16 protein-coding genes are annotated in these 14,436 nt (G+C 63.7%); 7 read left to right on the plus strand and 9 right to left on the minus strand.

What is annotated here, in order from left to right; genetic code table 11:
• Positions 1–15: 15 nt before the first annotated feature.
• From M1E07_RS01300 to M1E07_RS01320, 5 genes are read right to left on the minus strand one after another with little or no spacing between them, the layout of a single operon-like run.
• Positions 16–1,311 carry an ammonium transporter gene (locus M1E07_RS01300; RefSeq protein ID WP_461186607.1) on the minus strand — a complete coding sequence of 432 codons (1,296 nt, stop codon included), beginning with the start codon at positions 1,309–1,311 and terminating at the stop codon, positions 16–18.
• Positions 1,312–1,371: 60 nt separating this feature from the next.
• Complete coding sequence (locus M1E07_RS01305; protein WP_461186843.1) at positions 1,372–2,358, minus strand: heme-dependent oxidative N-demethylase family protein; 987 nt, start codon at positions 2,356–2,358, stop codon at positions 1,372–1,374.
• Positions 2,359–2,369: 11 nt separating this feature from the next.
• Positions 2,370–3,347, minus strand: coding sequence for a PDR/VanB family oxidoreductase (locus M1E07_RS01310; RefSeq protein ID WP_461186608.1), 978 nt, complete (start codon positions 3,345–3,347; stop codon positions 2,370–2,372).
• Positions 3,344–3,838 (minus strand): dimethylamine monooxygenase subunit DmmA family protein, encoded by a 495-nt coding sequence (locus M1E07_RS01315; protein WP_461186609.1) that lies wholly within the window; start codon positions 3,836–3,838, stop codon positions 3,344–3,346. Before M1E07_RS01315 ends, M1E07_RS01310 begins: the two co-directional genes overlap by 4 nt.
• Before the next feature lie 7 nt (positions 3,839–3,845).
• Positions 3,846–4,223: a cupin domain-containing protein gene (locus M1E07_RS01320; RefSeq protein WP_461186610.1), complete on the minus strand. Its 378-nt coding sequence runs from the start codon at positions 4,221–4,223 to the stop codon at positions 3,846–3,848.
• Positions 4,224–4,431: 208 nt separating this feature from the next.
• Here M1E07_RS01320 and glnT point away from each other — a divergent pair, with 208 nt between their 5' ends.
• From glnT to M1E07_RS01350, 6 genes are read left to right on the plus strand one after another with little or no spacing between them, the layout of a single operon-like run.
• The gene (gene glnT / locus M1E07_RS01325; RefSeq protein ID WP_461186611.1) at positions 4,432–5,820 is read left to right on the plus strand and encodes a type III glutamate--ammonia ligase; all 1,389 of its coding nucleotides are present in this window, start codon (positions 4,432–4,434) and stop codon (positions 5,818–5,820) included.
• A gap of 45 nt (positions 5,821–5,865) precedes the next feature.
• A complete protein-coding gene (locus M1E07_RS01330) occupies positions 5,866–6,774 on the plus strand; it encodes a class II glutamine amidotransferase domain-containing protein (RefSeq protein ID WP_461186612.1) in 909 nt (302 codons plus the stop codon).
• Positions 6,762–7,493 carry a GltB/FmdC/FwdC-like GXGXG domain-containing protein gene (locus M1E07_RS01335; protein ID WP_461186613.1) on the plus strand — a complete coding sequence of 244 codons (732 nt, stop codon included), beginning with the start codon at positions 6,762–6,764 and terminating at the stop codon, positions 7,491–7,493. The genes M1E07_RS01330 and M1E07_RS01335 overlap by 13 nt, the downstream gene beginning before the upstream one ends.
• Positions 7,494–7,501: 8 nt before the next feature.
• The gene (locus M1E07_RS01340) at positions 7,502–8,887 is read left to right on the plus strand and encodes an FMN-binding glutamate synthase family protein (RefSeq protein WP_461186614.1); all 1,386 of its coding nucleotides are present in this window, start codon (positions 7,502–7,504) and stop codon (positions 8,885–8,887) included.
• A complete protein-coding gene (locus tag M1E07_RS01345; RefSeq protein WP_461186615.1) occupies positions 8,887–10,047 on the plus strand; it encodes an FAD-dependent oxidoreductase in 1,161 nt (386 codons plus the stop codon). Before M1E07_RS01340 ends, M1E07_RS01345 begins: the two co-directional genes overlap by 1 nt.
• A gap of 11 nt (positions 10,048–10,058) precedes the next feature.
• Positions 10,059–11,345, plus strand: coding sequence for an allantoate amidohydrolase (locus M1E07_RS01350; RefSeq protein WP_461186616.1), 1,287 nt, complete (start codon positions 10,059–10,061; stop codon positions 11,343–11,345).
• Between the two features lie 425 nt (positions 11,346–11,770).
• Here M1E07_RS01350 and M1E07_RS01355 read toward each other — a convergent pair whose 3' ends face one another.
• Positions 11,771–11,914, minus strand: coding sequence for a hypothetical protein (locus M1E07_RS01355; protein WP_461186848.1), 144 nt, complete (start codon positions 11,912–11,914; stop codon positions 11,771–11,773).
• Between M1E07_RS01355 and M1E07_RS01360 the strand changes: the two genes are divergently transcribed.
• Positions 11,861–12,124: a CHY zinc finger protein gene (locus tag M1E07_RS01360; protein WP_461186844.1), complete on the plus strand. Its 264-nt coding sequence runs from the start codon at positions 11,861–11,863 to the stop codon at positions 12,122–12,124. The two genes, M1E07_RS01355 and M1E07_RS01360, sit on opposite strands and share 54 nt — an antisense overlap.
• Here M1E07_RS01360 and M1E07_RS01365 read toward each other — a convergent pair.
• The 3 genes from M1E07_RS01365 to M1E07_RS01375 are packed head-to-tail and all read right to left on the minus strand — an operon-like array spanning position 12,088 to position 14,169.
• Complete coding sequence (locus tag M1E07_RS01365; RefSeq protein ID WP_461186617.1) at positions 12,088–12,723, minus strand: energy-coupling factor transporter transmembrane component T family protein; 636 nt, start codon at positions 12,721–12,723, stop codon at positions 12,088–12,090. The genes M1E07_RS01360 and M1E07_RS01365 overlap by 37 nt on opposite strands.
• A complete protein-coding gene (locus tag M1E07_RS01370) occupies positions 12,720–13,421 on the minus strand; it encodes an energy-coupling factor ABC transporter ATP-binding protein (RefSeq protein ID WP_461186618.1) in 702 nt (233 codons plus the stop codon). Before M1E07_RS01370 ends, M1E07_RS01365 begins: the two co-directional genes overlap by 4 nt.
• A 34-nt stretch (positions 13,422–13,455) precedes the next feature.
• Entirely contained in the window at positions 13,456–14,169 is a 714-nt protein-coding gene (locus M1E07_RS01375; protein WP_461186619.1) for a biotin transporter BioY, read from the minus strand.
• Positions 14,170–14,436 lie beyond the last annotated feature (267 nt).

Below are 14,436 nucleotides of genomic sequence, written 5' to 3' on the forward strand. Positions count from 1 at the left end.
GGGACAGGCGTCAGGTCAGGACGTCACCCGCTGGGGCGAGCCCAGCTCAACCGGCTCTTCGTCGCTGAGGTACGCGGCCTCCGCGTGGGCCGCGATGTCGATCCCGCGCAACTCGTCTGCCGCATCTATGCGCAGGCCCATGGTCATGTCGATGGCCTTGGCGATGCCCCATGTCAGCAGGAACGAGTAGGCAAGGACGGCGGCTGTGGCCAGCGCCTGGATCCCGAGGAGTTCCGGGCTTCCACCGTAGAAGAGGCCATTGACCCCGTTGGGAGCGGCATCGGTGGCAAAGAGGCCCACAAGCAGGGTCCCCAGGATCCCGCCCACCAGGTGGACACCCACCACGTCAAGGGAGTCATCAAAGCCCAGCCGGAACTTCAGTTCGATGGCGAGCGAGCAGACAGCGCCTGCAATCAGGCCGATGGCGAGTGCTCCCAGTGGGCTTACGGCTCCGCAGGCGGGAGTGATGGCAACGAGCCCGGAAATAAGCCCCGAGGCGGCTCCCATGCTGCTGGTGCTGCCGAGCCGGGTGCGCTCCATCAGGGCCCAGGCGAGCAGCCCGGCTGCACCTGCCACAGCGGTGTTGAGGAAGACCACCGATGCCGAATGTCCTGCCGTCAGTGCGGACCCGGAATTGAAGCCGAACCACCCGACCCACAAGAGGCCGGCACCCACAAGGACGAGGGGGCGGCTGTGCGGTTTCGTGTGTTCGCTCCGGGGCCAGCCGGCGCTGCGCCCCAGGACAAGGGCAAGGGCCAGGGCCGCGATGCCGGAGTTGATGTGAACCGCTGTTCCGCCGGCGAAGTCAATAGCCTTGAGGTTGTTGATGATCCAGCCACCGGTCACGGAACCATCCGCGGAGGTGAAAGCGAATACCCAGTGGGCGACGGGGAAGTAGACGAGTGTTGCCCAGAGGGCGGCAAAGGTCATCCAGGCGCCGAACTTCATTCTGCCGGCCGCCGCGCCGGCAATGATGGCTGTGGTGATTCCGGCGAAGAACAGCTGGAAGGCGCCAAACAGAGCCGGTGGCAGTGGCGCTTCCGGATCCTCCGTGAGCATTTTGTCGAGGCCAAAGTATTCGGCGGGATTTCCAACAAGCCCGGCTCCGGCCACGGAATCACCAAAGACCATCGAGTAGCCGAAAAGGGCCCACAGCACGGCGACCAGGCTGACGCCGCCGAAGCACATCATCATCATGTTCAGGATGCGGCGCGATCCCACCATGCCGCCGTAGAAAAGGGCAAGGGCAGGGATCATGATGCATACCAATGCGCTTGCAGCGAGGATCCAGGCAACATCTCCAGAATTCAAGGGATCTCCAATCGGGAAGGTTTCTGTGGCCGGATGGGCCAGCAAGGGGAAAGGGGCGCGTCAGCCGGCGAGCAGCCAGCTGGACGCGGCCTTGCGGTAGCGGCTGATGCCTTTGTACTCGGCCATGTCTTCGGGGAGTTCGGCCAGTACGCGGCCCAGGCGCTCCCGCCATGCGGGGACTCGGGCGATGTCCGCAAGGGACAGGAGGTGGGTCCGGACCAGGAACAGGACGGCGCCAGACCGGGGAAGGCGGATGAGGTGCTGGACTTCCACCCGCAGGTGGAGTCGCTCCGGAAAAGCCGGGTCTGCGGCCACCGCGCTGCGCTGGCTGGCCCACACGGGATACGTTTCCGTGGAGGTGTCCAGGCGCCGGTCCACAGTCATGGTCCAGTTGGTCCTGCGGTACTTTTCACCTGGCTGCAGGCGCATCAGGAACTGCTGTGCCCGGCACGCTATCTGCTCCTCGTGAATGCGGGGGACCGGTCCGTGGACTTCGAGGAACTTCATTCCCACGTCGAACCCCAAGGACCAGTCGGCCGCGAAGGTGACCAGGCCGGCGTCGAGCCAGAGGGCGTCCTCACGCTGGTCCAGGAGTGCAATGTCGTCCTGGACCTGGCTGCCCAGGAACCGCAGGGGAGACAGGGGCAGGGTGGCGTCGTCCCCGAGGGTGAACACAAGCTCAAGATCCAGCAGGGCGTTCCGCCAGGTGCAGGCGTTACCCTCCCGGCGGAAGGACATGGAGTCCGGATGTTCCTGCGCCATGAGGGGAAGCAGTGTTGCGATGGCATCCCAGACGGCGAACTCCATATGGGGCAACACCTGAAGACGTGAGGCGTCCCGGTTCAGCACCTCGTCCCGTTCTTTCAGTTCGGCAAGATAGTGCTGATCGATATCCAGGATCCGGGTGCCCCACGTACCGGCCTCTGTCTGCACCGGGTTGGGGGCTGGTTCCACATTGGCGCTGTACCGGTAGGAGTTCTTGGGAAACGGGAACGGGAAGCGGGCGATCCGTTCCGGCAGGACGGCAGTCCCGCTGTTCTTGCTCATAAGCTCGGTGCTCAAAGGTCCAACTCCAATTCCTGGTCCAGGCTGCGTGAGACGCAGCACATCATGGTGGTGTTCGCAGTCTTTTCGGCGTCGCCCAGGTAGAGATCCCGGTGCTGGGGAGTTCCGCGCAATACCGGAAGCGCACACTCGCCGCAGACGCCCTTGCGGCACATGTTGGGAACGCTTTTTCCTGCTTTCTCGAGTGCTTCCAGCAGGGAGACGCCGGCGGGGACCTGTAAGGTGGTGCCGCTGCGTGCCAGATGTGCGGTGAACGGCTGGCCTTGATCCAGCTCCGGGGTGCCGAAGGGCTCGGAATGCAGTCTGCTCTTGGGCCAGCCTTGCTCCAGCGCCTGTCCGAGGACGGCATCCATAAAGGCGGCCGGTCCGCACACGTAGAGGTGTGTCCCGATTCTCTGGGTGCTGAGCTTTTCCCTGAGCTGTTCCTGGAACGCTAGGCGGTCAGTGCACTCCGTCATGGCCGGTCCGAGGAGTTCCCGCGCCTCCGCAGCGTGTGCGCCGGCACCGGGCCGGTACACATAGAGCAGCGACACGTCGGAAGATCTTTCGACGGCGGCCCGGGCGTGCGAGAGCATGGGCGTGATGCCGATACCCGCCGCCACGAGCAGGTGGTGTTTGGCCGGGGCAATCGGGGGAAACGCGCTGCGGGCCAGCGAGGTGTAGACGGCATCACCGGCGGCAAGCCGGTGCATGGCCAGCGAACCGCCGGCACCGTCCTCCACCCGGAGCACTGAGATGGTGTATTCCGACGGCGCGCTGCCGGAACCTGTCAGCGAGTAGGCGTTTGCGCCGTCCCCGTACTGCACCACGAGGTGGCTCCCCGGCACATAGGGCGGAAGCGGGGCCCCTGTGGGGTTCTTGAAAACGATGCTGATGACCCGCCCGGCCTCAGGACGGACGTCCGCAACCTCCAGCAAGAGGCCGCCCCGGACTGCCGGGTGGATTTCGGCCTCGGCTGCCACCGCCGTCATGCTGCCTCCTCCGCATGGGCGGCATAGCCGAGATAGCTGGCCTGCCGGCGGGAAAAGTGGCTGGAAATGATCAATACGGTGCCGCATCCCTGGCACACCACGTTTGAGCCGGGCTGCTGTTGTGTCCGCGCCGTTGTGTGGCAGTGCCCGCAGAACACTGTGGAGGGCTCACCAGTGTCCTGGAGGATTTCGATTTCCTCCTCCACCAGGCCACATCCTGCAGCCGCGGCCGCAGCGGCATGGACGTCGGCTGGAGGACCGGCGAGCACAAGGCGTACCCCTACGCATGCGTCGGAGAGCACTAACTGAAGGCAGGACAGGGCTTCCCGGTCCGCGGATTCGAAGTCCAGGTGCTGCCGGAGTGCTCCGGGGGCATCTTCCGGTGCCGGCACCGCCGGCTTTCCGAACGACACGCAGATTACGCCGCGGAAGCCGGGCCCGTTCCCGCCTGCTGCAGAGGCCGCTGCCCGGGAATCTGGTACGGGTTGCATGGCCGGTCTAAGGGGCGAAGGAGCGGTGACCGGTGTAGAAGCCCAAAGCATAGTCGGGCGTCTCAAACTTCACCGTTGTGCCCTTCGGGAAGAACAGGACGTCGCGCTCCTTCGCATGGAGAACATCCCCCGTTGCCTGGTCGGTGAGGATGAACTCCCCCTGCACCACTACCTTCATCTCGTCGTAGGTGTACTCGTAAACCAGGGGTTCGGAGGCCTTGAGCTCAAAGAAGCCGGCGCTGATTGCTGAACCGCCGGGGTTGGACAACGAATCGCCGATTGCGGCATCACAGCCTGGTTCGTTCATGGCGGGAAGGCCGATGTAGCCGCCCTCCACCTTGTGGATAGATCCTGCCTTGCTGAGGCTGCCTGTATGCGTTTCCATGGGTGCTCCTTCGTGTAATGGAATGAAACTATGATTCATGACAGTGAACGGTGCTGGGTTTCGAGGAGGTTAAGTTGCTGTTGCCGTTGGCCGCCGGACGCGACATCCAGAGTTAACAATTCGTGCGTCTACTGGAAACACTGTTTTGACTACTGTGGTTCAACAGCGTTTCATATCAAGTAACTGCAAGCGAACAGGACAGTTTCCGATGACAAGTCTCGCGACCCCTGAAGTACAAACAGATGCATCTTTGGCAGTGAGCGCCGCCCGTATCTCCCTTGCGGACATTGCGAAAGCGCACGACGTCCGCTTCCTCCTGGCCACCTTCGTGGACATGACCGGCAAGCCCTGCGCCAAGCTGGTCCCGGTGGACGCCGCCGACGAACTCGAAAACGGTGCCATGGGTTTCGCCGGTTATGCAGCGGGTCTTATGGGGCAGAAGCCGCAGGACTCGGACCTGATCGCCGTTCCCGATCTGGCCTCCTTCACACCGGTTCCCTTCATCAAAGAGGGCCTTGCCATCATCCACTGCGACCCGCACGTTGACGGCAAGCCCTGGCCTTACGCCCCGCGGGTGATCCTGAAAAATACCCTGGCCCGCCTCGGGGGCAAGGGCATGCAGGCCAAGGTGGGCGCTGAGGTGGAGTACTTCCTGGTGAAAAAGAACGACGACGGGACGCTGAGCACCGCCGATGAGCGGGACGATTCTCCGCGCCCGTGCTACGACGCCCGCGGCGTCACCCGGATGTACGACCACCTCACGTCGATCTCGGATGCGATGAACGGTCTGGGTTGGGGCAACTACGCCAATGACCATGAGGATGCCGCCGGCCAGTTCGAGCAGAACTTCAACTACGCGGATGCGCTGACCACGGCTGACCGGGTGGTCACCCTGCGCTACATCCTGAACATCCTGGCCGAACAGCGGGGCATGACCGCCACCTTCATGCCCAAGCCCTTCACCGACCGCACCGGCACCGGCCTGCACTTCCATCTGTCCCTGTGGTCGGGCGCCGAAGCGCTGTTCCCAACCAACCAGAACAATGCGGACGACGACGGCCGCGGCCTTGGGATCTCCAGCCTCGCCTATTCCTTCATCGCCGGAATCCTGGACCACGCACCCGCTCTTCAGGCGTTCCTCGCCCCCACCGTGAATTCCTACAAGCGCACGGGCGCTACTACCAGCTCCTCCGGCGCTACATGGTCGCCCCGCAAGGCGTCCTTCGGCGGCAACGACCGCACGCACATGATCCGGGTCCCGGACAACAAGCGGATCGAGCTGCGCTCCGGGGACGGCTCCGCCAACCCGTATCTGGCCATTGCCACTGCCATCGCTGCCGGGCTGGACGGCGTCGAGAAATCCGCTGACCCCGGCGCGCCGTCCGGTCCCGGCGAGTCTAAAGCGGACGCGCACCTGCTGCCGGCAACCCTGCTCCACGCTGTGGAGGCGCTCCGGCAGGACCCCGTGATCCTGGCCAGCCTCAGTGGCGACGCGGAGATCGGCAAGTACTACGCGGACGCCAAGGAGGAGGAATTCCTGAGCTGGCACAACCAGGTCAGCGACTGGGAAATCCGTTCGTATCTGACCTCCATCTAATCCAGCTTCGATGTGACCACTCCAAGCAAGTAAAGGACCCCCACCATGTGCGGAATCGCCGCGCTGCAGCTGCGCAATCCCTCGCTGCACCCCCAGATGGGCAGCCTGCTGTCCTCCATGCTGTGCCAGATCGTGGACCGCGGGCCGGACTCCGCCGGCCTGGCCGTCTACAACACCCCCGGTTTGGTTTCGGCCGGCACCTCCACCCTCAGCCTCCTCGGCAAGGACCAGGGCATCACGACGGCGGCAATCACCGCAGGCGTCGCGGCTTTGCTGCCGTCTGATGCCGCAGCTGCGGTCCAGGTGGTGGGCGACACCACCCTGGTGAGCGCCGCCGTCGGGACTGACCTGCTGGTGAAGGCCGTGAGCGAAACCCTGATGGACGCCACCATCATCGGCCGCGGCGAGCACGTGGCGGTCATGAAGAGCGTGGGCCATCCCATGGACATCGCCGCCGAGCACGGCCTCGAGGCGATGGCCGGAAGCCAAGGGTTGTCCCACACCCGGATGGCCACCGAATCCGCCGTCACCGCCGGCGGTTCCCACCCGTTCTCAGTGGCCGACGACCTCTGCCTGGTCCACAACGGCTCCTTCTCCAACCACGCCACGGTGCGCCGGGACCTTAAACGCGAAGGCGTGGTGTTCGACTGCGAAAACGACACCGAGGTGGGCGCTCGCTACGTCGCCTCCCGGCTGAAGCAGGGTGACACCCTCGAAGAAGCCCTGGTAAACCTCGGTAAGGTCCTGGATGGTTTCTACACCCTGGTGGTCACAACAGCGGACAGCATGGCCGTGGTCCGGGACCCCATCGCGTGCAAGCCGGCCATCATCGCCGAAACGGGTGACTACGTGGCCATGGCCTCCGAATACCGCGCCCTTGCCGGACTGCCCGGCATCGAGAACGCCCGCATCTTTGAACCGGAACCCGGAAAGGTCTACACATGGTCACTCTGACAGCCCCCGAAATCCTCGCCCCAACACCAGCCGCTGCCGCCAACCCTGCAGTCCTCGACCTCGCCGCCAGCTCGGTCCGGGAACTCAACCAAGCCATCCACCAAGCCGTGGACGGGCAATCGTGGACCGTCACCAACCCGGGCGGGAAGCACAGCCTGGCCGTCGGCATCGATGCGGACATCAACGTGACCATCGAAGGCCATGCCGGCTACTACCCAGCCGGGATGCACCAAAAAGGCGACGTGACCATCAATGGCAATGCCGGCGTCGGCCTCGCGGAAAACATCATGTCCGGCACGGTCCATGTGAAAGGTGACGCGTCCCAGTCAGCGGCCGCCACGGGCCATGGCGGCCTGGTGGTCATCGACGGCAACGCCGGTGCGCGCTGCGGGATCTCCATGAAGGGTGTGGACATTGTGGTGGGCGGTAACATCGGCCACATGTCCGCCTTTATGGCCCAGGCCGGCCGGTTGGTGGTCTGCGGCGACGCCGGCGACGCCCTTGGCGACTCCATCTATGAGGCCCGGATCTACGTCAAGGGCACGGTGGCTTCCCTCGGCGCGGACTGCGTCGAAAAGCCGCTGCGCGAAGAGCACCTTGCCGAGCTCGCGGAGCTGCTGGCCGCCGCCGGCCGTACGGACAACCCTGCTGACTTCAAGCGCTACGGCTCAGCCCGGAACCTTTACCACTTCCACGTCGACAACTCGACGTCGTACTAGGAGCCACTATGACCATCACCTCCGTTCCTGCTCCTGCTCCAGCGCCCACTTACAACGCCGAACCTCAAAACATCGCCGAATTGGGCCTGCGCGAGTCCGCCACTTTCGACCGCGCCACCATCGCGGACATCCAGCGGGCTGCAGCCACCGGCGTCTACGACATCCGCGGCTGGGGCGCCAAGCGCAAAGTCCCGCACTTTGACGACCTGCTTTTCCTCGGCGCCTCGATGTCCCGCTACCCGCTGGAGGGCTACCGCGAAAAGTGCGATACCGACGTCGTTCTCGGCGACCGGCACGCCACGCGCCCGCTGCACCTGCAGACCCCGGTGACCATCGCCGGCATGAGCTTCGGTGCCCTGTCGGCCAACGCCAAGGAGGCGCTGGGTCGCGGCGCTTCGGAAGTAGGCACCTCCACCACCACGGGTGACGGCGGCATGACGCCTGAGGAGCGCGGCCAGTCCCAGCACCTCGTGTACCAGTACCTGCCGTCCCGCTACGGCATGAACCCGGACGATCTCCGCAAGGCTGACGCGATCGAGATCGTCCTCGGCCAGGGCGCCAAGCCCGGCGGCGGCGGCATGCTGCTCGGACAGAAAATCACCGAACGCGTCGCAGGCATGCGCACCCTCCCGGTGGGCATCGACCAGCGCTCAGCTAGCCGCCACCCGGACTGGACCGGCCCGGACGACTTGGAGATCAAGATCGGCGAACTGCGCGAAATCACCGACTGGAAAACCCCCATCTACGTCAAGATCGGCGCGTCCCGCCCGTACTACGACACCGCCCTCGCCGTGAAGTCCGGGGCCGACGTCGTGGTGGTGGACGGCATGCAGGGCGGCACCGCCGCCACGCAACAGGTCTTCATTGAAAACGTCGGCATCCCAACCCTCGCCGCCATCCCGCAGGCCGTCCAGGCCTTGCAGGAACTCGGTGTCCACCGCAAGGTCCAGCTCATCGTCTCCGGTGGGATCCGCACCGGCGCGGACGTCGCGAAAGCGATGGCTCTCGGCGCTGACGCTGTCGCCATCGGGACCGCGGCCCTGATCGCCCTGGGCGACAACGACCCCCGCTACGCTGCCGAATACTCCGCGTTGGGCTCCGCCGCCGGCTTCTATGACGATTTCCAGGACGGGCGGGACCCGGCCGGCATCACCACCCAGGACCCGGAGCTGGCCTCCCGGCTGGACCCGGTAGCTGCCGGCAGGCGTCTGGCCAACTACCTGCGCGTGCTGACTATGGAGGCCCAGACCATCGCACGGGCCTGCGGCAAGTCGCACCTGCACAACCTGGAACCCGAGGACCTCGTGGCGCTCACCATCGAAGCCTCCGCCATGGCACGCGTGCCGCTGGCCGGCACCAGCTGGATTCCCGGTGCAGGCCAGGGAAACTTCTGATGCCTGACTCTTCCGACTATGTGGTCGTGGGCGCCGGCCTGGCCGGCGCCGCCACCGCCTGGCAGCTCGCTGCCCGCGGTCACCAGGTCACCCTCCTGGAGCGCAACACCCCGGCCAGCCACGACGCCAGCTCCCACGGCTCTGCCCGGATCTTCCGCTACGCCTACCCGGACCCCTTCTATACGCAGGCAGTGCTGGAATCCAAAGCGCTATGGGATGGGCTGGCCGCCGCCGCCGGAACCCCGCTGATCACTCCCTTCGGCGCGGTGGATTACGGTTCAGAGCGTAACCCCCGGCTGCTGGCCTCGGTGCTGGCCAGCGAAGGTATAGAGCATGAGCTCCTATCCGCTGCTGACGCCCGCAAGCGCTGGCCGCAAATTGCCTTCGACACGGACGTCCTCTGGCACCCCGGCGCCGGCGTCATTGACGCCGAAACCGCCGTCAACGCCATGGTGGCCCTGGCGGCCCGGAACGGCGCCGAAGTCCTGACCGGCTGGAACCTGCGCAGCGTGGAACGCAACGGCAGCGGTTACCGCCTCATTTCCTCCACCGGGGAAACGTTCGACACCGGCAACGTCGTCATCAGCGCGGGCGGCTGGCTTCCGGAACTGCTGGGGCGGCTGCAGCTTCCGCAGGGGTTCAGCGCCGGGCTCCCGGAGATAACGGTCCGGCAGGAGCAGGCGTTCCACTTTAGATACCGGGATCACGACGGCAGCGCTGCTTCAGGTGCCGCAGGCTGGCCCACTTTCATCCACAAGGCTGCCGAAATTCAGACCTACGGTCTGCCCGGCGGACGCGACGCCGGCTTTGCCGGGCAGAAAGTGGCCGAATACAACGGCGGCCCATTCATTCCCTCCGCGGCACAGCAAACCGGCGTTGTTGATCCGGCCAACCGCGAACGCGTAGTGGACTACGTCCGGCACTACCTGCCAGGCCTGGACCCCGAGCCCTATGCGGAAACCACCTGCCTGTTCACGAACACGCCCAACGAGGACTTTCTCATCGACCGCATCGACAACCTGACCATCCTGTCCCCGTGCTCCGGACATGGGGCCAAGTTCGCGCCGCTCATCGGCCAATGGGCTGCAGACCTCACCACGGGGGCCGGTGGCGTTCCCGCCCGGTTCCGTCCCACGTCTTCAACAGCTCTTACCACCTAGAACGGATACCAGTGAGCCTTCCACAGACAGTACCCACGGCATATGCGGTGCCTTCTGCCAACGACTGCGCGTCCACTGTCACCAGCCTGCTGCAGGACATCTCCACCATCGGCAAGGACACATCCAGGGGCGGATACTCGCGTCCAGTGTTTTCCACAGCGGAAAAGGACCTAAGGGCCTGGTTCATTGAACAGGCTGAACGCCGGGGACTGGAAGTCCATACCGACCAGAACGGAATCATCTGGGCATGGTGGGACACCGCAACTCGCACCAGGCGGGACGCCGTTGTTACCGGCAGCCACCTGGACTCTGTTCCCGGCGGCGGCGAGTACGACGGTCCGCTGGGTGTCGCGTCGGCACTGGTCGCCGTCGACCTCCTCAAGGCCCGCGGACTCCGTCCCCGGCGGCCGCTGGCCATCGCAGTCTTCCCCGAAGAGGAGGGCTCACGGTTCGGCGTTGCCTGCCTGGGCTCCCGACTTTTGACCGGTCAGCTGGACCCGGACAAAGCCCGCCGCCTCAAAGATCCGAACGGAGACACGTTCGCCGACATAGCTGCCGCCAACGGGCAGGACCCCCGACTGATCGGTGCAGACTACAAGACCCTCCAGCAACTGGGAGTCTTCGTGGAACTGCACGTGGAACAGGGCCGGGGACTGGTGGACCTGAACCAGCCGGTGGCCATCGGTTCCTCCATTCTTGGCCACGGCCGCTGGAAGCTCAGCATCAGCGGGCAGGGAAACCACGCGGGCACCACCCTGATGAAGGACCGAAGCGACCCGATGATCGCGGCAGCCAAGACGCTGCTGGGCATCCGTGACACAGCCAGGAAGTACCGGGACGCCCGCGCAACCGTAGGCAGGCTGCAGCCAGTCCCCGGCGGGACCAACGTCATCGCGTCCCGAGTGGATCTGTGGATCGACGTGCGACATCCGGATGATTCGGTTACCGCAGCTTTGGTGGAAGCCATCGGGCTCAACGCCCAGGTTATGGCGGCGGAGGAGGGGTGCACCGCCAACATCACCACTGAGTCCCTGAGCCCCACTGTTCATTTCGACGGCGGACTGAGGGACCTACTGCAGGGGCTGCTTCCCGCAGCTCCTGTCTTGGACACCGGAGCCGGGCACGACGCAGGCGTGCTGAGCTCGCACATCCCCACCGCCATGTTATTCGTGCGGAACCCCACCGGAATCTCACACTCACCCGACGAACTGGTGGAGGACTGGGACGCGGAAGAAGGCGCCATGGCCCTGGCGGACTGCCTAGCCGGGCTGCTGGGCGAGGCTCGCATCATCAGCTAAGGGCTGCCGCACATCGCTCGGAGGCAACTAACCTCCCGGTTCGTCAAGCTGGGGTGTGCCCCAACCGCACCGTTCGTTGCGAACTTTTCCGGAATTGGCGAGTCCGCTTGCACGCGCCGCCGTGGCCTTGCAGTTGCCATCTTTGGCGCCGTGCTTGATTCATCAACTGCGGGACACCGTTCGCGATGACCCTGGGTACCGACAGGCTGCTGCCGAAGGCACTGGCAATAGTCCACGGCGATTTATAGTTCCAATATCGCCATCTTTGTTTTCACCCTACTCGGAGTGGGCGACATGTCCGTTCTGGCCTCATCACGGACTTGGGCTGCAATGTCAAGGAGGGCATTGATGAAACTAAGATGGGCTCAGGTTCCACCCGCCCCGGGCGTTCGTTAAAAACCGGTGCATGTAAACTTTGTTCCCCCTCACACGACTGGAAGGACCTTATGGAGGTTCATGGCAAACCCGTCGATGAGCAGACGCGCTGCGTCCACTACCGGACCCGCAAAGACATCATCGCCGTTAAGTTCAACTGCTGCGGGAATTACTATCCCTGCTTCCGGTGTCATGAAGAATGTTCGGACCACCCCGTTACGCTGTGGCCGGAGGACCAATGGCAGGAGCGGGCGATTCTCTGTGGTGTCTGCGGGACAGAGCTGAGCATTGTTGAGTACCGTGCAAGCACCCGCTGCCCGTCGTGCTCATCGGAGTTTAACGAGGCCTGCAGCAGTCACGCGCACCTCTATTTTGACACCTCGTCCAGTGTTCCGCTCTCGTAAGTGTCGGCTTCGAGGCCTCGGGCCGATATGGCGTCGCCCATGGCTTCAGCAGTCTGGATGAGCCCGACGATAACGGGAACCACAATTTCATAGCTGTAAGCTTTTTGGCCTCGGGCGAGAAATGCCTCCCGCGCCGTGGTGATAGACGATGATAGAAGCGGAATCGCGCGTACCGTCAGCGACAGGACCAGGCTGGCCCGCCAAGGGCTTATGCCCATGTATCGCAGCGGTTCAAGCATTTTGCCGAAAAATTCGAGCATGTCGCTGCTGCGGGTGGTGTATGTGAGCAGGCTTGCCAGCAGAATGGCGATAAGTAGGCGGATGCCGAACATTGCCCCGCGCTGCAGACTATGGAAAAGAATTTGGGCTGCGACCGTCAGCACCACGATGGGGACCACCGGCCGCACCGCCGCCCACACCAGTGGAGGCCGAAGGCCCGCGGCCGGGTAGACCAGCAGAGTGGACAGCAGGATCGCTCCTAGCGCATACAGATTCTCTACGAGGAAAACAGCGGTGAGAATCAGGAAAAGCAGTAGGAATTTGGCGGAGGCGGGCGCTCGGTGCAGCCCCGAAGCACCGTCGACGTACAGCCCCATCATCGGCGGATGCGCTCCTTTTCACGGTTGCCGATGAGGCGTCGGTAAGCGGACACGGCGTCCTGGGGTGAGCCGTCGAAGTGAACCTGTCCCCGATCCATAAGGATGACTCGGTCGAAATCCTCAATAATTTCCAAATGATGAGTCATCAGGATGACCTGCTGGCTCAGGTTTCCAATGGTTTCGAGGAAGATCTGAACATTGTGCAGATCAAGGAGGGTGGTTGGTTCATCACAAATCAGAATGTCCGGTTGGGTAACCAGGACGGAGGCCAGGGCGAGCATTTGCTTTTGCCCGCCGGATAGGAGGTGAGCTGAGTGGCTGGAGAGTTCCGATAACCCGTAACGGTCCAGAGCTTCGGCCACGATAGCTGCCTTTTCCACCTTGGAAAGCTTTTGTCCCCGGAGCCCCAGAGCGACGTCCTCGGCAACAGAGGGCATGATGATCTGGTGATTCGCGTCCGAGAACATGAACCCTACTCTGCGACGCACCTGGACAGCGTTTTTGCGCGTGTCGACACCGTCCACCAGAACGGATCCGCGCCGCGGGATCAATAGGCCGTTGAGGGTCCGGGCCAGGGTGGATTTGCCGCTCCCGTTTGCACCAATGAAGGCAACCCGATGTTCGCGAAGGTCAAGGCTTACCTCTCGAAGCACGTCGAATCCGTCAAAGTCATGACTGACGTCATTCAGGGAAATCATGGGCGCAGATCCTCTCGGGTGCTTTACGCGGGCCCTAGGCTCCGCTTTCGCCTCGCCGGATACCTACGGCCGGAACCGGGTAGGCGCGGTGTACTGCAGCTGCCACCAGCGCGGCCAGCACTGCTTTCAGGATGTCTCCTGGAAGGAACACCACCGAGCCGATGAGGGTGACGCCGAGATCCAATCCAGTGACCAAGGGCGAAACAAGCGCTCCCAGCAGGTCAATGACCAGTACTCCGCCGAGCAGCACGGCCGTCAAAACCCTTGCAAAATATCGTTTCCCGGCACGGATCCTGTCCGTCAGAAAGCCGATGACGAAAGCGCCGGCGACCCATCCCAGGAGATAACCCAGCGATGGAGTCATGAACACCCCGATGCCTCCGCGACCTCCTGACAGCAGCGGGAGACCGGCCGCGACCAAAACCAAGAAGGTGACGATGGCCAGCGTCCCCCGCCGCGCCCCAAGAATGGCACCAGCCAGGAACACACCCAAGTTCTGCAGGACGATCGGTACCGCCATACCTGCAACTGGAACCGCGACAAAACCCAGGGTTGCAATGAGCGCAGCAAACAAGGCAATAAGTCCAAGGTCACGCGGCAACAGCATGGTGCGTCCGCGGGAGCGAGGTACCTCAGTGGGCTGACTGGAAATAAGACTGTCTGGCCTGACATTCCTCTCATTCATAACGCCCGCGCCCGGGGTTGTTCCAGAGTCCTCGGCGGCGGGAAGGTTTTCCTGAATCGTCATTGATAGATCCTTACGTTTGCTGGGAATGTTCCTGCAGCAGACTTTAGTAAGCCCTTGGCTACTCAATTTTGGAGGGCTTCAACAAAAAATATGATGAACGGTTGACTGGGCTACCGAACGCCTCCGGTTACGACCGGATCTGGCATGACTGTCAACCACCAGCCCCACATCGCCGTCGTCACCCGCCCTGACTTCACATCCTCCGGGGGAAAGCCCGTCTCGCCGGCGCCCACAGGGCCATGAAAGAAGCCGACATTAAGCGCCCGA

The organism is Arthrobacter sp. Z4-13 (assembly GCF_054792705.1).